This window comes from Hafnia alvei (assembly GCF_964063325.1).
Taxonomy (GTDB): domain Bacteria; phylum Pseudomonadota; class Gammaproteobacteria; order Enterobacterales; family Enterobacteriaceae; genus Hafnia; species Hafnia alvei_B.
Genome location: NZ_OZ061315.1, coordinates 943,240 through 967,056 on the forward strand (window position 1 = coordinate 943,240; position 23,817 = coordinate 967,056).

Sequence of the window (23,817 nt, forward strand, 5' to 3'; positions counted from 1 at the left end):
ACTAGGGCAGTGCTCAGACTCCTCACGTACTACGTGTACGTTCCGGTTCTTGCGCGCTGTCCATGTTCAAACTCTCTGCGCTCGCTACGCCTACTGAGGCATCCACCAAAAATTTTACAGTTTTGTCGGAGAACATAAAAATGAGCGTCTCTGTTGAATTAATTGATGTATCCAAACTCTACGGCGACGTTCATGCGGTCGATCGCGTTTCGTTGACGATTAAAGAGGGAGAGTTTTTCTCTCTGCTAGGGCCTTCAGGTTCAGGAAAAACCACCTGTTTGCGTTTGATTGCGGGCTTTGAGCAGCCAACCAGCGGTTCTATTCGTATCCAAGGCCAAGAGGCTGCCGGACTGCCACCTTACCAGCGTGATGTGAATACCGTGTTTCAGGATTACGCGCTATTTCCCCACATGAGCGTGCTGGAGAATATTGCCTACGGACTGATGGTGAAAGGCGTCGCTAAAAATGAGCGCATAAGCCGTGCCCGTGAAGCGCTTAACAGCGTTGCGCTGGCTGATTATGGCGAGCGTAAACCTTCTCAACTCTCCGGTGGTCAGCGTCAGCGCGTGGCTTTGGCGCGTGCGCTGGTGAACCGCCCACGTGTTTTGCTGCTGGATGAACCGCTTGGCGCGCTCGATCTCAAGCTGCGCGAGCAGATGCAAACCGAGCTGAAAAAGCTACAACGCCAGCTGGGCATCACCTTCATTTTTGTCACCCACGATCAAAGCGAAGCACTGTCGATGTCCGATCGCGTGGCGGTATTTAGCAAAGGGCGAATTGAGCAGGTCGATACGCCGCAAAAGCTTTATATGCAGCCGGAAACCGCCTTTGTGGCCGAATTCGTCGGTACTTCAAACGTTATTCGTGGCCCATCGGCAGAAACTCTGCTCGGACAGCCGGGGATCTTCTCGATCCGCCCAGAGCATATTCGTTTTGCACGTGATGTGGCGAAGCCAGAAGAGATCCACGTTCAGGGCGTTTTACGCGACGTCCATTACCAAGGTGCTGCAACGCGCTATGAAGTGATGATCGACAACGGCGTTCGTTTGTTCGTGAGTCAGGGCAATACGCAAGAGCAGCTTTTACAGCCGGTGCGGAATACCGGTGAACCGGTTCGCCTGTGCTGGGAAAGGAATGCGATGGTGGCGCTGGCGGGAGATCGCTGAGATGGAGATGGGCATGGACTACACCGAAGTTCGTAACCGTCCGGCGCGCCGGTTCTCCACGTTTTTATACCGCCGCCCGACGCTCTATTTACTGCTGTTACTCACGCCGCCGCTGCTATGGTTTGGGGTGATTTATCTAGGGTCATTGTTCACCTTGCTATGGCAGGGGGCATATACCTTTGATGATTTCACCATGACGGTAACGCCGGATTTCACGCTCGACAACCTCAAGGCGCTGTTCAATCCATCGAATTACGACATCATTGTGCGTACCTTAACGATGGCGATTCTGGTTTCTCTGGCCTGCGGGTTGCTGGCGTTTCCTATCGCGTACTACATGGCGCGATACACCAGCGGTCGTAGCAAAGCCTTCTTCTACATCGCGATTATGATGCCGATGTGGGCTAGCTATATCGTTAAAGTGTATGCGTGGACGCTGCTGTTAGCAAAAGACGGCGTGGCACAATGGTTCCTGCATTACATGGGATTAGAGCCTGTGCTGGCGTGGGTGCTGGGGATCCCTGATATTGGCGGCAGTACGCTGTCGACGTCGGGTCTTGGGCGCTTCATGGTGTTTGTGTACATCTGGCTGCCGTTCATGATTTTGCCGATTCAGGCCGCGCTGGAACGTTTGCCGCCAACCCTGTTACAAGCCTCTGCGGATCTCGGTGCGCGTCCGGTTCAAACCTTCCGTCATATCGTGCTGCCTTTGGCAATTCCAGGCATTGCCGCCGGATCGATTTTTACCTTCTCCCTCACGCTGGGTGACTTCATTGTGCCACAGCTGGTGGGGCCACCCGGTTACTTCATCGGCAGCATGGTATATGCCCAGCAAGGGGCGATTGGCAATATGCCGATGGCCGCGGCTTTCACGCTGGTGCCTATCGTGCTGATTGCTATCTATCTAACCATCGTGAAACGTTTGGGGGCTTTCGATGCGCTCTGATCTCAACGCTGCACCGTGGGGACTCAAAATCGCCGCGTGGGGTGGGCTGGTGTTTTTACACTTCCCGATTTTAATTATTGCCGCCTATGCCTTTAACACCGAGGACTCGGCGTTCAGCTTTCCGCCAAAAGGCTTCACTCTGCACTGGTTTGAGGTTGCAGCGGGAAGGCAGGATGTTTGGGATGCCCTATGGCTCTCGGTGCAAATTGCGGCAATGGCAACCACCATCGCGCTTATTCTTGGCACCTTGGCGGCGGCTGCGCTGTATCGTCGTGAGTTTTTTGGCAAGCAGACCATCAGTTTTCTGATCCTGTTACCGATTGCATTGCCCGGCATCGTGACGGGTATCGCGCTGCTCTCGGCGTTTAAAACGCTCAACATGGAACCTGGGATGATGACGATTGTGATTGGCCACGCCACTTTCTGCGTGGTGATTGTATTCAATAACGTCATTGCCCGTTTTCGCCGCACGTCGCACAGCTTGATTGAAGCCTCCATGGATCTGGGCGCCGATGGCTGGCAAACCTTTCGCCACGTGATGCTGCCGAGTTTGGCATCCGCCATGCTGGCGGGTGGCATGCTGGCCTTCGCCCTGTCATTTGATGAAATCATCGTCACCACCTTCACCGCAGGCCATGAGCGCACGTTACCGCTGTGGCTGCTAAATCAGCTTAACCGCCCGCGTGATGTACCGGTCACGAACGTGGTTGCGCTGTGCGTGATGTGTCTGACGGCGATCCCAATTTTAGGTGCGTATTACCTGACGAGAAGCTCGGAAGATGTCGAAGGGGCGGGTAAATAAAAATAGGCTATCTGACTTGCCATTTTGTGGTTGGGCAGTGCTCGCTATCCTCACGTACTTATGTACGCTCCGGTAGCTCCGCTCTGGCCGCCCACAAACTGTCTGCGCCGATAACGCCTATTTTGATGTGAGATGTTTTAGTTTGTAAGTATCTGAAGATACCCGAATTAGTTGGAGTTACAGCAAGGCGGCAAGAGAGAGACAAATTGGTCTGGAACCAATTTGAACAGCGCTTGCGCAAGCCCGTAGGGTGAGTCTCAGGGATGAGACTCATTAATCCCGATGAGCTTACATAAGTAAGTGATTCAGGTGAACGAGCGCAGCCAACGCAGCAGTAGCTCCAAATAAGAAGGGTATACAACCGGCAGCGCTGCGCTGCCACCTCTCTTAATGAAGGATAAAACAATGCATACACAACTGCTGATTAACGGGCGTTTGGTCGAAGGTCAAGGTTCTGCGCTGCCTGTGTACAATCCCGCCACGGGGGAGGTTATTGCACATATTGCACAGGCAAGTGCCGCGCAGGTTGAGGAGGCGGTGAATGCGGCAGACAAAGCGTTCACCGAATGGGGACAAACCACGCCGAAGGAGCGCGCTGCGCTGCTGTTGCAGGTCGCGGATGTGATTGAGCAGCAGGGCGAAGTGCTGGCGAAGCTGGAATCGCAAAACTGCGGTAAGCCCTATCAGCGCGTATTGGAAGATGAAATTCCTGCGATTGCCGACGTTTTCCGCTTCTTTGCTGGTGCGACCCGTTGCTTAAGCGGCCCGGTTGCCGGTGAGTATCTGCCTGATCACACCTCGATGATCCGCCGCGATCCGGTTGGCGTGATCGCCTCGATCGCACCGTGGAACTACCCGCTGATGATGGCCGCGTGGAAATTAGCGCCCGCGCTGGCGGCGGGTAATACCGTAGTGCTGAAGCCATCGGAACAAACGCCGTTGACCGCTTTCCATCTGTGCCAAACGCTGGCCGATCTGTTCCCTGCGGGCGTCGTTAACGTTCTGTTCGGTTTGGGTAAAGACGTGGGTGACGTACTGACAGGCCACCCAAAAGTGCGCATGGTCTCCCTTACCGGTTCTATCGGTACGGGCGCGCATATTATTGAACACACGGCGTCTACCATCAAACGCACACACATGGAGCTGGGCGGTAAAGCGCCGGTTATTGTGTTTGATGATGCCGACGTGGAAAAAGTGGTCGAAGGCATCCGCATATTTGGTTTCTATAACGCAGGGCAAGACTGTACAGCGGCCTGCCGCCTGTATGTGCAGAAATCAATCTATCAAAAAGTGGTGGATGCGCTAGCGCAAACGGTCTCCACGCTTGATATGGGGAATCCAGGCGATGAAAGCACTGAGCTTGGGCCGTTGATCACCGAGCAGCACCTACAGCGCGTAGAAGGCTTTGTTGAACGCGCCAAAGCGTTGCCGCATATCACGGTAGCTACCGGTGGTTCGCGCGTTAATGGTCCTGGTTTTTACTTCCAGCCAACCATTTTAGCGGGGGCTAAACAAGATGATGAAATCGTGCAAAAAGAGGTATTTGGGCCAGTCATCACCATCACGCCGTTTGATGATGAAGCGCAGGTCTTGGGCTGGGCGAACGATTCCAACTATGGCTTAGCTTCCTCCGTGTGGACGCGCGATGTGGGCCGTGCTCACCGCATGAGCGCACGTTTACAATACGGCTGCACATGGGTGAATACCCACTTCATGCTGGTGAGTGAAATGCCACACGGTGGGCAAAAACTCTCTGGGTACGGCAAAGATATGTCGATGTTTGGCCTAGAGGATTACACCGTGGTGCGCCATGTGATGATTAATCACGGGTAATCAATGTCCCCTCCATGTCTTCCGCTCTTGGGGAGATATCTTTGAAGAATTGAATCCATCCTAAAAAGCATTTTGCTCCCTCCTCTGCAAAGGGGAGGGCTGAGGTGGGTCATATCAATATTTAGCCTGAGAATATTTGATGGCTGACCTATACGTTGTCATCATGTAAAATAATTGTGATTTTCCTTCGATTTCAAATCTTAAAATAAAACTGGGAAGCATTATGAGCATCACAAGACGTGACTTTCTCAATGGGATGGCAATCACCATTGCAGCGGGATTAACACCGTGGCAGGCACTTCGAGCATCTCCTCAGGCTTTAACCCAAAGCCTTTACTATCCGCCAACCTTGACCGGTTTACGCGGTAACCATCCGGGATCGTTTGAAGCGGCTCATTTACTGGGGCGTGAAGGCAAACATTTCGATCCCAAAAGCACGCCGATTGAAGATCGGTTTGATCTGGTGGTCGTCGGTGCAGGGATCAGCGGATTGGCTGCGGCCTGCTTTTGGCAGCAGCTACATGGTAAAAATCAACGCATTCTGTTGCTCGATAACCATGATGATTTTGGCGGGCATGCCAAGCGCAACGAATTCAACGTTGAAGGTAAAACGATACTCGGCTACGGCGGCAGTGAATCTTTCCAGTCGCCGCGTACTAACTTTAGCCCTGTCGCAATGGGGCTGCTGAAAACTCTCAACGTTGATATTGAACAGATGGCGAAAGATTTCGATCAGAATTTCTATCCTGATATGAAGCTAAGCCGTGGTGTTTATTTCGATCGCAAAAACTTTGGCGTTGATAAAATTGTTAACGGCGATCCGGGACGAGCGGTTGCCGATGACATTGCCCCTGAACGCTTAAACGGCCGCGATATCACCGCGTTCATCAGTGATTTTCCGCTAGCCGAATCCGATCGTCAGGCGCTGATCGCGCTGCACACGGAACAAAAAGATTATCTGCCTGAACTCAATACCGATGAAAAAGTGGCTTGGTTAGATAGCCATAGCTACAGCCAATTCCTGCGAGAAAAAGTGGGCCTGAGTGAAATGGCGATCCGCTATTTCCAGCAGCGTACCAATGATTTCCAAGCGGTTGGTATTGACGCTACATCGTGTAGCGATGCGCGTATTTGCGCATTACCAGGGCTCGATGGCATGAATTTGCCTCCGCTGGACGCCGAGTCGCTGGCCGATCTCGATGAGCCCTACATTTTCCACTTCCCAGATGGTAACGCGGGTTTGGCCCGCCTGATGGTACGTCATTTAATTCCGGCCGTTGCACCGGGTGACACGATGGAAAGTATCGTATTGGCGAAGTTTGATTACAGCCAGTTAGATAAACCAGACTCTCTCGTTCGGCTGCGTTTAAACAGTACCGGTGTACATGTCGCGAACGTGAACGAGCAGGGTAAACCTTCCGTTGATGTGACGTATCTGACGGGCGACAAACTGCATCGTGTTCGTGCCGGGCAGGTGGTGATGGCGGGATACAACATGATGATCCCATATCTGGTACCGGAAATGCCTGAAACACAGGCCGCTGCGCTGAAAGAGAACGTGAAATCGCCGCTGGTGTATTCAAAAGTGGTGATCCGCAACTGGCAGCCGTTTGTAAAACTTGGGGTGCATGAAATCTATTCTCCCGCCGCGCCTTATAGCCGCGTGAAGCTAGATTATCCGGTCAACATGGGCGGCTACCAGCATCCACGCGATCCTAACCAACCTATCGGGCTGCATATGGTGTATGTCCCCACGCTGCCGGGCAGCGGTTTAAGCCCGCGTGAACAGTCGCGCAAGGGACGTGCATTGCTCTTAGGCACACCGTTTGAAGTGCATGAAAAAATGATCCGCGAGCAGCTGCAGGGCATGTTTGGTGAGGCAGGCTTCGATCATCAGCGTGATATTCAAGCCATTACGGTTAACCGCTGGTCGCACGGCTACTCTTATTTCTTAAACGGGCTGTTCGATGATGAAAAAGAAGCCGAGCAAATTATTCATACTGCACGCCAGCCGATAGGGCGTATTACCATCGCCAACTCGGATTCAGATTGGAGCCCTTACGCGAACTCTGCGGTTGATCAGGCGTGGAGAGCGGTGAACGAGCTAACCGCGATGAACAAGGAGAGCGTATGAAACCGTTACTGATTTTAACGTTGTTAAGCACCTGTATGGGCGCAAGTGCGATGTCGGCCGGTGAATATGTGGCCAAAGCGGGCGACTGCTCGGCCTGTCATACCTCTCCTCAAGGACAAGCGCTGGCGGGGGGAATGCGCTTCGCAACGCCGTTGGGCGATATTTACGCTACCAATATTACGCCAGATAAAACATACGGCATTGGTAGCTACAGCTTTGATGATTTTGATAAGGCCATGCGCAAAGGGGTGGCGAAAGATGGGCATCACCTCTACCCCGCGATGCCGTACACCTCTTATGGCAAAATGACGCCTGAGGATATGCGGGCGCTATATGACTACCTGATGACCGAAGTGAAACCGCAGACGGTTGAAAATCAAAAGAGCGATATTCCATGGCCGCTCTCTATGCGCTGGCCTTTAGGTATCTGGAATTCATTGTTCTTACAAGACGGCATTTACCAGCCACAGCCGGAAAAAGGCGATGAATGGAATCGCGGCGCCTATCTGGTTCAAGGGGCTGGGCATTGCGGTGCCTGCCATACGCCGCGCGGTTGGGCGATGCAGGAACAAGGTATGGATCAGGCCGAGCTACGCTTCTTGAACGGTGCAGAGCTGGATGGTTGGTATGCGCCTTCTTTACGTGGTCTAAACGTCAGCAAAGATGATTTAGTGTCACTGCTCAAGACAGGCCGCAGCCGCCATGCCGCGCTCAGTGGTCCAATGGGAGAAGTGGTTACACACAGTTCACAATACCTGACAGATAGCGATCTAAAAGGAATCGCCACTTACCTGCTCAGCTTGGAAGCCTTACCGAATGACGCTAAGCCGACCAAACCGGCGGCGGGTGCGATGCTGTCTGGGGCTCAAACCTATGCGCGTTATTGTTCTACTTGCCATACCCCGAAAGGTGAGGGCGTTGATTTCACCATTCCGCGTCTGGCAGGGAACCTCACGGTGAATGCCGATAATCCGCAAACGCTTATCCGCGTGGTGCTCGACGGCGCGCAAACGCCGGTCACGCAACAGCATATGTCTTATGCGATGCCGGGCTATGGTTGGGCGCTGAATGACCAAGAGGCCGCTGATTTGATGAGTTATCTGCGCGGCAGCTGGGGAAATAAAGCAGAGCCCGTTACGGCTGAACAGGTAGGGAAAGTGCGGGCTGAAATTAAGAAGTAGTATTGGTCTAATACGCTATAACCCTCCCCCTTCGACGGGGAGGGAATCGATTTGGTAAGAAAAATTAAACTAGCCGAATGTTCAAACCCCTTCCAACGCCTTCTCGGCATATAAATACCCAATCCCCATAATTTGCTGTGGCCGGGTCAGTTGGCCAAAGCCGATGCGGGTGGCGTTTGTCATATTCGGATCGGCGGGATCAAAAGGATTAAACCCCGTTTGACGCATAATGGCACTGAGCCAACGATCGCCAAAGCCGCAGCTGCGACCGTAGAAATAGATCCGGTTGATATTCAAAATATTCAGAAAGTTATACAGGCTGAGGCCAATGGCGCTTGCCGCGCTATCCACCCATGATTGCACCTGCAGATCGCCTTGCTGGTAACGCTCAATGAGGTGTTTGCTGCTGAGTGAATCCCAATCGGTTTGAATGCTGCTGTGTGGCTGAGATTTCAGCCAAATGCGCGCGCGTTTTTTTAGCGCAGAAAGCGAGGCGACGGTCTCCAAGCAGCCGTAGCGGCCACAGTCACAGGCCACGCCGTCGGGATTTACGATGGTATGCCCGATTTGTCCGCTGCCGTATAAGCTACCGCGATAAATCTGCTGGTTAATCACAAATGACGAACCAATCCCATAATCCACATTGATAACGCAAAAATCTTGCTGATTATCCGTATTTTGCCATTTCTCCGCCAACGCGAGCATCACGCAGTCATTGTCGAGCAAAACGCGAGTTTTCAGCTTTTCCTCTAGTAGATATTTCATTTCAATATGCTCTTTCCATGGTGCCTGCGGCATATTTTGTGAAACGCCGGTGACAGGATCGACCTGACCGTGAACGGCCAGTGCCAACTGGATGGTGCGCTGTGGGTAAAGCTTTCTCTGCTGGTAATAGACCTGTTCAATGGCCGTCAGTAGATCTTGAGGGTGGGGCGCTGAAACGGCGGTAAATTGATATTCACCCAAGGGCAAAATCTGGCTGTTGACGAGCTGACTCTCAATACAGTTTGGCGTTATGTTCATACATAAAATAAGGGCATTACCCGCGGGGATCTGATAGCACCCACCGCTTAATCCGCGGTTGCTGAGCATGCGATCTGAGTGCTCTATTTTCCCTTCATCCAGCAGCTCTTCCAGTATTTTTCCAATCGCCGGAATGGATAACCCCGTTTGCTGCGCCAGCATCGATTTGCTGGCGTGCTTATAGCGGTAGATCAACGCCATCAATATCCGCTTATTGAGATGACGCACCCGCTGATTATTCAATCCCAGATCAAACATTTCACTTAACTCCGTTAACTGTATTGCGTGAGCGTTGCTCACAACGGAAAAGAATCGCTCACATACACTGCAAACATACATCAGTTCACTGTCATTTTTTTACTGGAGATGCGGAAATGTACGGCGACGTCAAAGTTTGGCAAGAAAGTGTGACCTTACCGACCTATCGCACCGGAGCGGAAGATCCCAACCCGATGTTTTTAGAAAAGCGGGTTTATCAAGGATCGTCTGGCGCGGTCTATCCCTATGGCGTGATCGATACGTTAACCGGTGAATGTGAAGATCGTCAGTATCAGGCCGTATGGCTGGAAAATGATTTCATTCGCGTTATGTTGCTGCCTGAACTCGGGGGACGAATTCATCGAGCCTACGACAAAGTGATGCAGCGTGATTTTGTGTATTACAACGAAGTCATTAAACCTGCGCTGGTGGGATTGGTTGGGCCATGGATCTCTGGCGGAATTGAATTTAACTGGCCGCAGCATCATCGTCCAACCACGTTTATGCCGGTGGATGTGACGATTAGCCAACAGGACGACGGCAGTAAAACGGTTTGGCTGGGAGAGGTTGAGCCGATGCGTGGTTTACAGGTTATGACCGGTTTTACGCTGTATCCACAAAAAGCGTTGATCGAAATTAAGGGCAAAGTTTTCAACGGTAACGCCACGCCGCGTCATTTCCTGTGGTGGGCAAACCCTGCGGTGAAAGGCGGCGACGATCACCAAAGCGTGTTCCCGCCCGATGTCACGGCGGTGTATGACCACGGCAAGCGTGATGTTTCGGCTTTCCCTATTGCAACCGGCACCTACTATAAAGTGGATTACTCCGCTGGCGTTGATATTTCCCGCTACAAGAATATTCCCGTGCCGACGTCATATATGGCTGATAAGTCAGATTACGATTTTGTTGGTGCTTATCATCACGGTGAGCAAGGCGGTCTGCTGCATATCGCCGATCACCACGTTTCCCCAGGTAAAAAGCAGTGGACGTGGGGCAACTGCGATTTTGGCCTTGCGTGGGATCGCAACTTAACCGATCACAACGGTCCTTACATTGAGCTGATGACGGGCGTATTCACCGATAACCAGCCGGACTTTACCTGGCTTGCGCCTTACGAAGAAAAGGTGTTTGTGCAGAACTTTCTGCCATACAGCAAGCTAGGAACCTTGCAGAATGCCAATACGCAGGCAGCGATTAAGCTTGAGCGTATAAACGGGGAATTACAGCTTGGTCTATACGCCATTGCTCCGTTGAACGATGTATCGCTAGTGGTGAAAGGCGAAGGCGAGGAAATTTTCCGCCAACCGCTTTCTCTTCAACCGGCTCAAGCATGGCTGCACGCGTTGCCTGTTAGTTCACCGCAGCGCTTAACGCTTTTGTTGCTGGATCGCGATGGCTGCGAAATTATCAGCTATCTCGAGCATATCCCTGAAGAAACCCCACTGCCTCAGGCGGCGACTGCGCCACAAAAACCAGAGCAAATCACCAATACCGATGAGCTTTATTTTATCGGCCAACATCTTGAGCAATATCTCCACGCCAGCCGTTCAGCCTTTGATTATTACCGCCGTGCATTGGATATCGATCCTCTCGATTATCGCTGTAACGTTGCGCTGGCAACGCTTGAGTTTAACCGCGCTGATTTTGAGCTGGCGGCAAGTCATGCCAATACCGCTCTGCAACGTGCGCAGCGCTGGAATAAAAATCCGCAGTGCGGTCAGGCAAGCATGCTGCTGGGTTCTGCCCGCGAAAAGCTAGGGCAAGAAACACAGGCCTATGATGACTATTTCAAAGCCACGTGGAGTGGAAATTGCCGCGATGCGGCGTTTTATGCTTTGGCACGCTTAGCGTTGCGAAAAGGCGATGCGGAACAAGCCCTGACGTTTATCAATCAGAGCCTGAATTTCAACGGCGCAAACAATTTAGCCATGGGGTTAAAGGCACTGGTTTTACAGCAGTTGGGAGAGACCAAACAGGCGCTTGAATATGTCACTTCTCAGTTGACCCACTATCCGTTGAGCTATGTCTTGCTGTATGCGCAGTCGGTTTTGAACGGCGACGCGAGCGCATTGACTCAGGTTGCGGGAGCGCGAGGAGTCAACGCCTGCGTGTTAGCAGGATGGCTGGTGGGATTAGGCCGAGAAAAAGAAGCTTTGGCGCTGCTGAAACTTTTGAACAGCCAAGAGTCGCTCCCGCTGCTGTATCGTGCGGCATTAACTCAGGACGCAAGCGAGCGAAGCCACTGTTTACAGCTGGCGCGTGAGAACTTTGCGCTTAAAGTCCGCTTCCCTAACACCTTGGATGATATTGCTGTTTTACAACGCCTTCCTCAAGACGGTTTTGCTCAATATCTCCTGGGCTGTTTCTTCTACAGCAAGCGTAGTTATGCCCGCGCCGAATCCTGTTGGCTGTTTGCATTAAGGCAGATGCCAGATTTTGCCGCGCTGCACCGCGTGCTTGGGATTTATGCATTTAACAAGCAGGGCAATTTGGGTCAAGCCGCGGAGTATTTCCAGCGTGCGCTTGACCTTGAGCCTGAAAATCCACGCCTGTTGTTTGAGTTCAGCTATCTGCAAAAACTAACGGCGGTTCCAACCGTACAGCGCCTGCAACTGCTGGACGATCGCCGCGATGTGGCGCTTAAACGTGACGATCTCACCGCTGAGCTGCTCAGTCTTTATCACATTCACCATAAAGTGGATGCGGCCGCTGAAATTCTGTGGCGCCGCCAATTCCATCCATGGGAAGGCGGCGAAGGCAAAGTCACAGGGCAGTTTTTAATTAACCATCAGCGCCGTGCGTTGGCGTTGATGCAGGAGCGCCATTACGCCGAAGCCTACGACGTGCTACGTCAGTCGCTTAGCTATCCCTCCAACCTCGGCGAAGGGCGTTTGGTGGGACAAAGCGACAACGACATCTGGTTCTTAATGGCTATTTGCGCCGAGAAAATGGGTGAAAAAGAGCAGTCTCAATCTGCGTTACAGCACGCACTGCAGGGCGGTTCTGCGCTGAGTGCGGGACGTTACTACAACGATCAGCCTGTTGATTATCTGTTTTACCAAGCGATGGCGGCTGCGCGTTTGGGTGAGCGAGAGCAGGCTCAGCAGCAGTTCCAATCCATGGTCGATTGGGCTAAACAGCATAGAAATGATTTATCAGAACCTGATTTCTTCGCCGTTTCTCTGCCTGACCTGATTGTTCTAGATGCATCGGCGCAGGAACAGCATAGCCAACACTGCTTGTGGGTTGAGGCATTAGGGCATTTAGGGCTGAGCGATGAAGCGAGCTTTATACGCCTCACCGATGAGCTGTTAAAACGCAATCCGGCTCATGATAAAGCGCATTTGTTATGTCTAGCAGTACAACACGGCATCTTTAATCACTAAGCCACAACGGGCCACGGTTGTGGCCCACATTTCTATGACTGCGTAAACCTCTGTCCTACAAGGTTAAAATAAGGTGAAAAAATGAAAACCACGCAGAACCATCTCAATATGTCTTACGTCTGGATGATATGTCTGGTCGCGGCCTGTGGCGGGTTACTTTTTGGCTATGACTGGGTGGTTATTGGCGGTGCTAAACCCTTTTATGAAGCCTATTTTGGGATCACCGATCCGGCTCAGTCAGGATGGGCGATGAGCTCCGCATTGGCGGGCTGTGTTTTTGGTGCTTTGATTTCTGGCTGGTGCGCCGATCGCTTTGGTCGCAAGCTGCCGCTGATAATTTCAGCCATTCTATTCTCTGCGTCTGCGTGGGGAACGGCGGTGGCAACGCACTTTGATTGGTTCGTGTTTTACCGCATCGTTGGCGGCGTAGGCATTGGTCTTGCTTCCGCGCTGAGCCCAATGTATATCGCTGAAGTGAGTCCGGCCGAAAAACGGGGCAAATTTGTAGCCATCAACCAGCTGACGATCGTTATTGGCGTTTTGGCCGCTCAGTTGGTTAACCTGATGATCGCTGAACCGGTTGCCAGCTCGGCAACCATGCAGGACATTCTGCAAAGCTGGAATGGACAAGTTGGCTGGCGCTGGATGTTTGGCGCAGAGCTGATTCCGGCGGTGCTGTTTTTATTCCTGATGTTCTTGGTACCAGATTCCCCGCGCTGGTTGGCGAAGGCCGGTAAACAGGACAAAGCGGAACGCATGCTGCGGCGTATCGGTAGTGCCGAATATGCGCGAGAAACGATGGCTGATATTCGTGAAACGCTTGGCGAAAATACGCAGAAAGTGGCGGCAAGTGAGCTCCTGAATCCACGTGTTAGGCCGATTATCGTGATTGGGATCGTGCTGGCGGTTTTCCAGCAGTGGTGCGGGATCAACGTGATCTTTAACTATGCGCAGGAGATCTTTGCTTCAGCCGGTTTCGATATCAACAGCACGCTTAAATCGATAGTGGCTACCGGGTTGATTAATCTGATCTTTACCATTATTGCCTTACCGCTGGTGGATAAGCTGGGGCGTCGCAAATTAATGCTGCTGGGAGCCGCAGGCCTGACCATCATCTATGTGCTGATTGCCGGTGCTTATGCGCTGGGCATTATGGGATTGCCTGTTTTGCTGCTGGTGCTTGCTGCGATTGCGATTTATGCCCTGACGCTTGCGCCGGTGACGTGGGTGTTGCTGTCTGAAATCTTCCCTAACCGCGTGCGCGGTATGGCGATGTCGGTTGGGACTTTGGCGCTGTGGATTGCCTGTTTCTTACTGACTTACACTTTCCCGCTGTTGAATGCGAATTTGGGGGCATCGGGGAGTTTCTTACTTTATGGCATCATCTGTGCGCTCGGGTTTGTGTTTGTATTACGCAGCGTGCCTGAAACCAAAGGTGTTACGCTGGAAGCGCTAGAACATCAGTTGGCGGGGAGTACCAAACCCGTTGAATCAAGCGTGAAACAAGCATGATGGATATCTATACTCTCTCTACCTCGCGGTTTCGGCTGCGGGTGACAGCGCAGTCCGCGGCGATCTTAAGCTTTGATGACGTGCGTAGTGGCACGGAAATTCTTCGGCCTTATCAACAGGCGACTGGGTGGCATCCGGGCGAAAGCGCGTTGTTTCCTATGTTACCTTTGGCGAACCGAGTGCGAGATAATCGCTTTTACTTAGCCGGACGTGAAATTTGTCTGCCGGACAGTGCCTTGGATAACCAATTTTTTTTACACGGCGATGGCTGGCTACAGCGCTGGCAACTGCAAGATTTGAGCTGCACACACATTTCCCTTGGTCTACGAGTGCAACACAGCTGTGGTTTTGATTATTCGGCGAATTTGGTTTATCGGCTCACGGACGAAGGACTCAGCGCGCATCTTACATTACGCCACTGTGGCGTGGAGCCGATGCTTTATGGGCTAGGCTTTCATCCTTTCTTTGTGAAAACACCGCAGACACAAATTCAGTTTTCCTCTTCAGGCTATTGGCCAGAGGGCGAACTGCATTTGCCCTTAGCATGGCAGGGTAACACGCCAGCAGCGCTGGATTTCACCCGCACGAAAGTGCCGGATAATGTGTGGATGAATCAGGGCTATTCGGGGTGGAGTGGCATTGCTCATCTTGTGACGCCGAATCAGCCGACGATTTCGTTACGCAGTTCCGTACCTTATCTGATGCTGTTTCAAATGCCTGATGAACCGTTTATTTGCCTTGAACCGCAAAGCCATCCTGTTGATGCCCATAATATGGATGGACAACCGGGGCTGGTGTTGTTGGGGAAAGGGGAGGTGACGGAGATGGGGATGAGGGTGGAGGTGGGAGACTGATCGGTAGCTGCGTCCTTTTTTATGTTTGAGTAGTGAAGGTTTTCGTCCGCCCATGAGCAAATAGCGCTCTATGAAACCACTGGCGCAGGCGTCCGACGAGAGGTTGCCAGCGCGCAACCTCTCGACTCTCGCGCTTTTTACCGAGTCGTTTGGCCGACCGGTCTCGGAGCGTACATCCTGTACGCCCTCAACCTGCCACCAGCATCCCTGCTGGCGGCTCTAAAATGCACTCTTTAAACATGAAAAGACAAAAGACAAAAGACATTTTTACCTTCTTATCTTTTTATATTATTTCTCTATTTTTTTTAATTGTTTAAGTCTTGGTAGTTAGAGCAGTGGAAACAGGAGGTTTCCACTAGGGGAGGAGGCGCCATGGATGGCGCATGCCGACCCGGCGCGGAGATGGCATTGCGGATAAAAGAGCGCGGGTTAAGGGTGGGCGCTCTGGCCCACCCTTATCGAACGCCTTCAACAGAGTGGCATGTGAAAGCCGCTGCTGATTGGCGGTCGAAACCTTACACAGTGATCACATAATCACATCATCAATCGATGATGCAAAAACCCTCACACTACCTTATGTGGCCCAAAACACTCATAGTGCATACGGTCGGCATCGACGCCTAGTGCTTGTAGTTGCTTGGCGACATGCTGCATAAATCCAACTGGACCACAGAAATAGTAGTGCATTTCTGGGTTATTCAATTTCTCAGCGAGTGGGGTGATATCCATCAATCCCTGATAGTTGAAATCGATATCAATACGATCGTCTGCGCTGGTTTCTTGCAGCCAGACGTGGCTTTGAGCCTGAGGCATTGCGGAGATAATCGTATTAACTTCATCGGCAAAGGCGCGAACCTTGCTGTTTTCTGCTGCGTGTAGCCACTGGATTTCGCCCTGATGACCACGAGCCTGTAACGTGCGTAGCATGCCAAGCATTGGGGTTTGGCCGACGCCGCCAGAAATTAATGCAACAGGCGTGTTTTCTTTTACTTCTAAGAAGAAATCACCGTGCGGAGGCGCGATGTGGATCACGTCGCCTTCTTGCGCGATATCATGCATAAAATTCGATACTTGTCCCTGACCTTCACGTTTTACAGCAATACGATAGTATTCGCCGTTTGGCTCATTGGTCAGAGAATATTGGCGAATTTCCTGATGCGGCAGGCTTGGGTGGCGGATATAAACAGCCAAATATTGCCCCGGCTGGAAATCGGCTACGCGACTTCCATCTTCAGGAACCAAAATAAAACTGGTGATTAAGTCGCTTTGCTTTTCTTTCTTAAGGATTTTGAACGGGCGAAGTTCGCGCCAGCCACCCTCAGTGGTTTCACTTTGCTGGTAAATCTGAGATTCACGCTGGATAAAGACATCGGCCAAAACGCCATAGGCTTTGCCCCAAGCTTCCAGAACTTCGTCACCCGGATTAAACATTTCTTCTAAGGTTTTCAGCAGGTGATGACCGACGATTTGATACTGTTCTGGCTTAATATTAAAGCTGGCGTGTTTCTGGGCAATGCGTTCAACGGCGGGCAGCAGCGCTGCTAGATTTTCAATATTAGTGGCGTAAGCACAAATGGCGTTAAACAGCGCTTCTCGCTGATCGCCATTGCGCTGATTACTCATATTAAAAATCTCTTTTAGCTCGGGATTGTGTTCAAACATCCGGTCGTAAAAGTGTGCAGTGAGCTTCGGCCCCGTAGCCGCTAATAATGGAATAGTGGATTTAACGGTGGCGATGGTTTGGCTATCCAACATAAAAAAGTCCTCGTCATTGCAGGTGTTTTAATTGATGTATTTAAAATGCAACTTACAGATTTTTCTTTGAGCTGTAAATCCCTATTTTTGTTGTGCTGATGTTATTTACTTAGCGCTTTTATCGCTTTTGTTTCGCCAAGGTGAAATTGTTGCATATCACATTTGAAGAAAACTCCTGCAGGCATGCGTCTTCATGTGCAGTATTAAAGCCTTATGTAGCGCCAAGCCAAACGTTTGCGTAAAAACATGGCCTAGGGTCTATCGTAACAAGGTGAAAACATATTACACTGTGGGCAGTCGCCTTACGGGGTGTATTTTTATTGAACACTAGCGAATAGACAATTCAGGTTAGCTGAGTCAGGAGAAGCGGATGTTAAAGCGTGAAATGAACATTGCCGATTACGATGCCGAGCTGTGGCAGGCAATGGAGCAGGAAGTCGTGCGTCAGGAAGAGCACATTGAGCTTATCGCATCAGAAAACTATACCAGCCCGCGTGTTATGCAGGCTCAGGGCTCTCAGCTGACCAACAAATATGCTGAAGGTTACCCAGGCAAGCGCTATTACGGCGGTTGCGAATACGTTGATATCGTTGAACAACTGGCTATCGATCGTGCGAAAGAGCTGTTTGGCGCAGATTATGCCAACGTGCAGCCGCACTCCGGTTCTCAGGCCAACTTTGCCGTATACACTGCGCTGTTACAGCCAGGCGATACCGTGCTGGGCATGAACTTGGCACACGGCGGCCATTTAACTCACGGTTCTCCGGTTAACTTCTCCGGCAAACTGTACAACATCGTTCCTTACGGCATCGATGAAAGCGGCCATATCGACTATGACGACTTGGCAGCTCAGGCTGAAAAACACCAGCCGAAAATGATCATCGGTGGCTTCTCTGCTTACTCTGGCGTGGTTGACTGGGCGAAAATGCGCGAAATTGCTGACCGCATCGGTGCTTATCTGTTTGTCGATATGGCCCACGTTGCTGGTTTAGTCGCTGCGGGTGTTTATCCAAACCCTGTCCCACATGCGCATGTTGTGACTACCACGACCCATAAAACGTTGGCTGGTCCGCGTGGCGGCCTGATTTTGGCGAACGGTGGCAGCGAAGAGATGTATAAAAAGCTGAACTCGGCGGTATTCCCTGGTGCACAGGGTGGCCCTCTGATGCACGTGATTGCCGGTAAAGCCGTTGCTTTGAAAGAAGCGATGGAGCCAGAGTTTAAAGCTTATCAGCAACTGGTCGCTAAAAACGCCAAAGCGATGGTTGAAGTATTCCTGAACCGTGGTTACAAAGTGGTTTCTGGCGGTACTGAAAACCACCTGTTCCTGCTGGATCTGGTTGATAAAAATATCACCGGTAAAGATGCTGACGCCGCGCTGGGTCGCGCCAATATCACCGTGAACAAAAACAGCGTGCCTAACGATCCGAAGAGCCCGTTTGTGACTTCAGGTGTTCGCGTGGGGACTCCGGCTATTACTCGCCGCGGCTTTAAAGAAGCTGACGCGCGTGAACTGGCTGGTTGGATGTGTGACGTATTGGATAACATCAACGACGAAGCCACCATCGAACGTACTAAACAGAAAGTATTAGATATTTGCGCACGCCTACCGGTTTACGCATAATCTTTTGGCTTGATGTGAAAAGCCCGCTTTAAAGCGGGCTTTTTTGTCGCTGAAAACCCGCCTATTTGTCTGCCAGAACGCCTTCCTGCATCAGCCATGCGCCAAAACTCACGGCGATTAGACACAGTTCTTCGGGTGGAAAATGAATATGGTAATCGAGTTCGATATGACGAACGGCCTGTTGAGTCATATTCATCAGCCCGGGATAAAGCCGTTCGATTTCATCCAATAATAGATTACTGATTTTTAAGCCAAATAAGCAGCGTTCAATCGCGGGGCCCATATGGGCAAATAGCTGAGTACAAAGCTGTTCCCGATGGCTAAATGTCACGTGAGTAGCATGTTCTATTTGCCGAATGGCAACCTCGATCTCATCCATCAAACGCCGATCTTCTGGGTAAGCGTGGGGCAAATAGCGGTAGGTTTTAATGAGCGTTAGTAACAGCGTGGTAAATTCTGATTCTAGATCGAGCGCCTGAGCGGGTAGCTGCCCAAAAGCGGCATGGCACAGATTTCGCGCCACGCTGTATTCTTCTTTGGCTTGTAGCCAGCGCTTTAAATGTGCCGGAAAGACCGGGAGCTGTGCGGTTTGCCTTTGATAATGGCTGTAGTGTAAAAAAGACCGAATGAGATCGCGATGCTGGTCGCTAAAATTACGCTGCAAGGTGGCTTCAGCCTGAACGAGCACATCGATGATTTGTTGTGAAAAATGAGCTGTAGTGATACCTGTTGGGCTCTCATTGATGCGGGGCACAAAAATAGTTTCAATGCTGTTAGGAACAAGCCGTTGAGAGCGCCTTAACCAGTGCAGCAGACAAAGCCGCTGATCGTAAGCTGAACCTTGTAGCCGATAACCTTGTTTAGGATGGAAGATCACACGCAGCGCATGAAAACGCATGATCTCTTGTGCAACGCTGTGGATATCTAATTCGGCTTGTTCGGGCAATACACGATTAATCCGGCCAATGGTTGCCAGATGTAGCGGGGTTGTCGGTGTGAACAGCAATAGCACAAGATTACAGTGCCTTTGCTGTGCTGAGAGCTCAGGCACCAGAGGTGTGTCTAAACTCATATTCATATCTCTTTAGTTTCGAGCAGTGAATGAACATGTTTGTTGGCTAAGAATAGCAAAGTTGTGCAAAGGCGCGGTGCTGATGTGCCAAGTTTTTGTATTTTTGTGATACAGAAATGAATGAGTTTGATTACCTGCCGCGCTTTGCGGCTGTTGCTAAGGATTAAATAGGGCGTTTATGTTGTATTTTGGGATCAAAAAACAGCGATTTCTGTGCTGCTTTGGCTGGTTAATCATGATCGGCGGGCTCATTTTTTCTCGCGCGGGGTTAGCGCACCCGCATAGTTTTATTGAAATGAAAAATGCGTTTGTGATGAACGATAACCAACTGATCGGAATGAACATGACGTGGACGATGGATCCGCTCACATCAGCCGATCTGCTCTACGATGCAGGCAATGCGGCGAACGGGTCGGAAATCTGGAAACAGCTAGCCGCAGAAGTGATGGCAAACGTGATTGGCCAGCACTATTTCACTGAATTTTATCACGATGGCAAAAAGGTCAAATTCCTCGATCGCCCACGCCAATATCATCTCAGCCGCGATGGCAATAACGCTATTTTGTCATTTGAAATGCTGCTGGCAAAGCCGCAGCCTCTGAACGCCCATTTTTCCGTCCTGACCTACGATCCCACTTATTACGTGGATATGACCTACGCTGATGCGACCTCTATCAGCCTGCCTGTCGATGTTCAGGCGAGGTGTAAATTAGAATTGATAACGCCTAAGCCTGATACGTCACTACAAGCCTATGCGCAAAATCTTGATAAAGCGGATGCTCCTGATGAAGACATGGAGTTAGGGAAACAGTTTGCGCAGCGCGTGGAGATCACATGTCATTGATCGTTCCGACTATCCCAAAAAAGTCGACGCTATGGCGCTATATGCCTTTGGCGATAGCGGCATTGCTGCTGATTTCAGCGTTGGTGTATGGCGCTGTTCACTGGAACGATTGGCTTTTTGTGGCGATTGAATGGCAAAAATCATTGCATCAATCGATGTCTCAGCTTTTACAGCAGGTTGGTGATAATTCAAAACAGGCTGGTTTAACACTGGTTGCGCTGAGTTTTGCCTATGGCGTTCTTCATGCTTTGGGGCCAGGGCATGGCAAAGTGGTGATCACGACTTATCTGGCGACCAATCCATCTCGATTACGCAGCAGCGTACGCCTAACGTTAGCCGCTTCGTTGCTACAAGGTCTGGTCGCTATAGCTCTTGTTTCAGGGGTATTAGGCGTTTTGCAGCTTTCAACGCGCTATCTGCATCAAAGTAGTTTCTGGCTGGAGAAAGCCAGCTATCTGCTGGTTATGGTCTTAGGTGCGGCTCTCTGTTGGCGCGCTCTGAGGAAGGTCTTCGTGCTTAAGCAACGGACGTCTTCTACTCCCTTGCAGATTTCAGCTATTAAACCGTTGAATCAGAGTGCTCATCAGGAGCATCGTCACTCGGCTAACTGCGGTTGTGGGCATAAACATGTGGCGAGCGATAGTGAAATTGCGGCGGCGACTACGTGGAAAACGCAGTTTGCGGTTGTTGCAGCGATGGGAATGCGACCGTGCTCAGGGGCCATCTTGGTGCTGTTATTTTCCAAAGTCATCGGAGTTTATGGCTGGGGTATTTTAGCTGCAATGGCGATGGCGGCGGGGACGGCGTTAACGATCAGCGGAATTGCGCTTTTGGTTCATATGGCGCGGCAGATAGTTGTTCGCTGGGCGATTGAACGAGGCCGCAGCTTTAGCCCATATTGGGGATTATTGTTGATGTTTATCGGCGGTGTATTGCTGATCTTCGTGGGTTTGCTGATGTATCAAAGCGCAATCCCTGCGGGGATGGGAAGTGGTAGGATTGTTGGGCGTTAACGTATTGTGATAGAAACAAAAAAACCGTCTTAAAGACGGTTTTTTTGTGCCAGTTAGGTTAGCGGCCTTTCTGGCGAAGTCTCATTATCAAAGCAATGTTGCAGTAATAAAATTGCCTAGATAAACAAGCGCATCACAGTGGGTTATTTTTAACCTATCCTGCCGTGGAAGTCAAAGAATCTATGGCACCTAGTGGGTGTTTTTAATACAAATATTTTTTGTGGTTTTGATAAAAACGCCATGTTTAATAAACGATTAATTGCAGAGTATGATTTCTGACGGCCCTTTTCGCTGCCTTGCAAGCAGGCGCCGGATCGAAGGAAAGGAAATCCGCAGATCGTTAATGCAAGCGCATCACAGTGCTTGTTTTCACGGTAGGATCTCCGGTGGTGTTGCTGTGAAGCGGTCTTTGTATGGATCGCACAATGAAACGGTACGTTTGTATCCTGCTTATTGTTTCTGGCTCGTTACTATCGCTGGGAAAGGGGAATTGGAGTATTGCCAATAATTCCGTCTCGGTGACGGTTAACTGTCTGGCAAGTCGCTAAAATGAAAAAACCGCCCGAAAGGGCGGTTTTTTTACTCAACGAGCGGAAGTATTAGCGCTTCAACGCTTCGCTCAGTTCGTCACGGACATTGGCCAGAATCGCTTTCACCACGCGAGGGTTACCCGCGATGATGTTGCCGGAGCTCAGGTAGTTGTGACCGCCAACAAAGTCGGTAACCAGACCGCCTGCTTCACGAACCAGCAATTCGCCACCGGCAAAATCCCAAGGCTTCAGGCCGATCTCAAAGAAACCGTCAACGCGACCTGCGGCAACATAGGCCAGATCAAGCGCTGCAGAGCCGGTGCGACGGAAGTCTGCACACTGAGTAAACAGTTTACCAAGGATAGCAATATAAGCAGGTGCGTGCTGTTTGACTTTGAACGGGAACCCGGTCGCCAGAATGGTGCCGTCTAAATCTTTAGCGGTGGTGCCGCGCAGACGATAGCCATTCAGCTGTGTACCCTGACCGCGGGTTGCAGTGAACAGTTCGTTACGCATTGGATCATAGACCACAGCAACTTCTGTACGGCCTTTGATGCGTACAGCGATAGATACCGCGAAGTGTGGAAGACGTTTGATGAAGTTTGCAGTGCCATCCAGTGGATCAACTACCCATTGAATGTCGTGATCTTCACCGACCAGTTCACCGCGCTCTTCGCTGATAATCGTGTGCTTAGGGTAAGACTTACGGATAGTCTCAATGATCAGGTGTTCAGCGTCACGGTCAACGTTGGTCACGAAATCGTTGCTGCCTTTCTGTGTAGTTTCAACAGCGTCAGGAGTTTCGTAATTTTTGGCAATCAGGTTACCAGCCTTACGCGCAGCGCGTATGGCGATATTCAGCATCGGATGCATGGGTATCTTCCACGGGATGTTAAAGAACAGGAAACGGCGCGCAGTATAGCAGGCTGCGAATTAAACAGCCACGTCTGATTTCAATTCGTTTCTTCTTTATAATTTGGCAGAACTATCGCGATGGGGCGTTTTGCTAGGCCAACGAAAAGCCAATAATGAGAATTCTATCAGAAACGGATTAAATCAATAGAAACGATCAATAGACGCTTTATGTTAAGATATCGCGATTATCCAAACCAAATCAGAGTTAGCATGCTGGACAACATTCGTATTGTGCTGGTGGAGACTTCCCATACCGGAAACATGGGATCGACTGCACGAGCTATGAAAACCATGGGGTTAACCAACCTCTACCTCGTCAATCCATTGGTAAAGCCAGATTCTCAGGCTATCGCCTTATCTGCGGGTGCCAGCGATGTGATTGGTAATGCCACTATCGTGGACACTTTTGATGAAGCTATTGCCGGTTGTAGCCTGGTTGTCGGAACGAGCGCCCGTTCGCGTTCACTGCCGTGGCCAATGCTAGAACCACGTGAATGTGGCCAGCGCAGCGCGATGGAATCTGAACATGCGCCAGTGGCGATTGTGTTTGGCCGTGAGCGCGTGGGCTTGACCAATGATGAGCTGCAAAAGTGTCATTATCATGTCGCCATCCCTGCTAACCCAGAGTACAGCTCTCTGAATTTAGCCATGGCGGTACAGATTATTGCGTACGAAATTCGCGTTGCGCATCTTGATCGTATTGCCGCTCACCAGCCGGTAGCAGAAGAAGAGCCGTATCCGTTGGTAGACGATCTCGAACGCTTCTATGCTCATCTGGAAGAAACGCTGCATGCGACAGGTTTTATTCGCCCAACGCATCCAGGAAATATCATGAGCCGCCTGCGTCGATTGTTTACGCGTGCGCGCCCTGAAGCGCAAGAATTGAACATTTTGCGCGGTATTTTGGCTTCAATTGAGAAGCAAGAGCACGGAAAGCACTAATTCATGACTGCTTTCATCGGAATATCA

General features: G+C 50.9%; 17 protein-coding genes. 13 read left to right on the forward strand and 4 right to left on the reverse strand.

From position 1 onward, the window contains the following. Positions 1 to 140 precede the first annotated feature (140 nt). The 6 genes from AB3Y96_RS04485 (at position 141) to AB3Y96_RS04510 (ending at position 8,062) form a co-directional block, all read left to right on the forward strand. Positions 141 to 1,166 (forward strand): ABC transporter ATP-binding protein, encoded by a 1,026-nt coding sequence (locus AB3Y96_RS04485; RefSeq protein ID WP_367298576.1) that lies wholly within the window; start codon positions 141 to 143, stop codon positions 1,164 to 1,166. Between the two features lies 1 nt (position 1,167). Then, positions 1,168 to 2,112 carry an ABC transporter permease gene (locus AB3Y96_RS04490; RefSeq protein WP_043491192.1) on the forward strand — a complete coding sequence of 315 codons (945 nt, stop codon included), beginning with the start codon at positions 1,168 to 1,170 and terminating at the stop codon, positions 2,110 to 2,112. Beyond that, on the forward strand, positions 2,102 to 2,914 hold the full coding sequence (locus tag AB3Y96_RS04495) for an ABC transporter permease (protein WP_367298577.1): 813 nt from the start codon (positions 2,102 to 2,104) through the stop codon (positions 2,912 to 2,914). Before AB3Y96_RS04490 ends, AB3Y96_RS04495 begins: the two co-directional genes overlap by 11 nt. A 405-nt stretch (positions 2,915 to 3,319) precedes the next feature. Then, positions 3,320 to 4,747, forward strand: coding sequence for an aminobutyraldehyde dehydrogenase (gene patD / locus AB3Y96_RS04500; RefSeq protein WP_025800402.1), 1,428 nt, complete (start codon positions 3,320 to 3,322; stop codon positions 4,745 to 4,747). Between the two features lie 223 nt (positions 4,748 to 4,970). Next, the gene (locus AB3Y96_RS04505; protein ID WP_367298578.1) at positions 4,971 to 6,881 is read left to right on the forward strand and encodes an NAD(P)-binding protein; all 1,911 of its coding nucleotides are present in this window, start codon (positions 4,971 to 4,973) and stop codon (positions 6,879 to 6,881) included. Next, the gene (locus AB3Y96_RS04510) at positions 6,878 to 8,062 is read left to right on the forward strand and encodes a cytochrome c (RefSeq protein WP_367298579.1); all 1,185 of its coding nucleotides are present in this window, start codon (positions 6,878 to 6,880) and stop codon (positions 8,060 to 8,062) included. Before AB3Y96_RS04505 ends, AB3Y96_RS04510 begins: the two co-directional genes overlap by 4 nt. Before the next feature lie 81 nt (positions 8,063 to 8,143). Here AB3Y96_RS04510 and AB3Y96_RS04515 read toward each other — a convergent pair whose 3' ends face one another. After that, positions 8,144 to 9,343 (reverse strand): ROK family protein, encoded by a 1,200-nt coding sequence (locus AB3Y96_RS04515; RefSeq protein ID WP_072307661.1) that lies wholly within the window; start codon positions 9,341 to 9,343, stop codon positions 8,144 to 8,146. Between the two features lie 116 nt (positions 9,344 to 9,459). On the opposite strand from AB3Y96_RS04515, the gene AB3Y96_RS04520 reads away from it, so the two are divergent. The 3 genes from AB3Y96_RS04520 (at position 9,460) to AB3Y96_RS04530 (ending at position 15,095) form a co-directional block, all read left to right on the forward strand. Further along, complete coding sequence (locus tag AB3Y96_RS04520; protein ID WP_367298580.1) at positions 9,460 to 12,729, forward strand: DUF5107 domain-containing protein; 3,270 nt, start codon at positions 9,460 to 9,462, stop codon at positions 12,727 to 12,729. 81 nt (positions 12,730 to 12,810) lie between these two features. Next, positions 12,811 to 14,241, forward strand: a complete 1,431-nt coding sequence (locus AB3Y96_RS04525; RefSeq protein WP_072307663.1) for a sugar porter family MFS transporter — start codon at positions 12,811 to 12,813, stop codon at positions 14,239 to 14,241. After that, positions 14,238 to 15,095: an aldose 1-epimerase gene (locus tag AB3Y96_RS04530; RefSeq protein WP_367298581.1), complete on the forward strand. Its 858-nt coding sequence runs from the start codon at positions 14,238 to 14,240 to the stop codon at positions 15,093 to 15,095. The genes AB3Y96_RS04525 and AB3Y96_RS04530 overlap by 4 nt, the downstream gene beginning before the upstream one ends. Positions 15,096 to 15,659: 564 nt before the next feature. On the opposite strand, the gene hmpA is transcribed toward AB3Y96_RS04530, so the two are convergent. Continuing rightward, positions 15,660 to 16,850 carry an NO-inducible flavohemoprotein gene (gene hmpA / locus AB3Y96_RS04535; RefSeq protein ID WP_367298582.1) on the reverse strand — a complete coding sequence of 397 codons (1,191 nt, stop codon included), beginning with the start codon at positions 16,848 to 16,850 and terminating at the stop codon, positions 15,660 to 15,662. 370 nt (positions 16,851 to 17,220) lie between these two features. Between hmpA and glyA the strand changes: the two genes are divergently transcribed. Continuing rightward, entirely contained in the window at positions 17,221 to 18,474 is a 1,254-nt protein-coding gene (glyA, locus tag AB3Y96_RS04540; protein ID WP_063585795.1) for a serine hydroxymethyltransferase, read from the forward strand. 61 nt (positions 18,475 to 18,535) lie between these two features. Here the strand turns inward: glyA and AB3Y96_RS04545 are convergent, their stop codons facing one another. Then, the gene (locus AB3Y96_RS04545; protein WP_367298583.1) at positions 18,536 to 19,546 is read right to left on the reverse strand and encodes a PRD domain-containing protein; all 1,011 of its coding nucleotides are present in this window, start codon (positions 19,544 to 19,546) and stop codon (positions 18,536 to 18,538) included. Positions 19,547 to 19,724: 178 nt separating this feature from the next. Between AB3Y96_RS04545 and AB3Y96_RS04550 the strand changes: the two genes are divergently transcribed. Next, positions 19,725 to 20,390: a DUF1007 family protein gene (locus AB3Y96_RS04550; protein ID WP_367298584.1), complete on the forward strand. Its 666-nt coding sequence runs from the start codon at positions 19,725 to 19,727 to the stop codon at positions 20,388 to 20,390. After that, positions 20,381 to 21,403, forward strand: a complete 1,023-nt coding sequence (locus AB3Y96_RS04555; protein WP_367298585.1) for a nickel/cobalt transporter — start codon at positions 20,381 to 20,383, stop codon at positions 21,401 to 21,403. Before AB3Y96_RS04550 ends, AB3Y96_RS04555 begins: the two co-directional genes overlap by 10 nt. 599 nt (positions 21,404 to 22,002) lie before the next feature. On the opposite strand, the gene suhB is transcribed toward AB3Y96_RS04555, so the two are convergent. Continuing rightward, a complete protein-coding gene (gene suhB / locus AB3Y96_RS04560) occupies positions 22,003 to 22,806 on the reverse strand; it encodes an inositol-1-monophosphatase (RefSeq protein ID WP_072307668.1) in 804 nt (267 codons plus the stop codon). A gap of 252 nt (positions 22,807 to 23,058) precedes the next feature. Between suhB and trmJ the strand changes: the two genes are divergently transcribed. After that, positions 23,059 to 23,790, forward strand: coding sequence for a tRNA (cytosine(32)/uridine(32)-2'-O)-methyltransferase TrmJ (trmJ, locus tag AB3Y96_RS04565; RefSeq protein WP_025800415.1), 732 nt, complete (start codon positions 23,059 to 23,061; stop codon positions 23,788 to 23,790). The last annotated feature ends 27 nt before the right edge of the window (positions 23,791 to 23,817 follow it).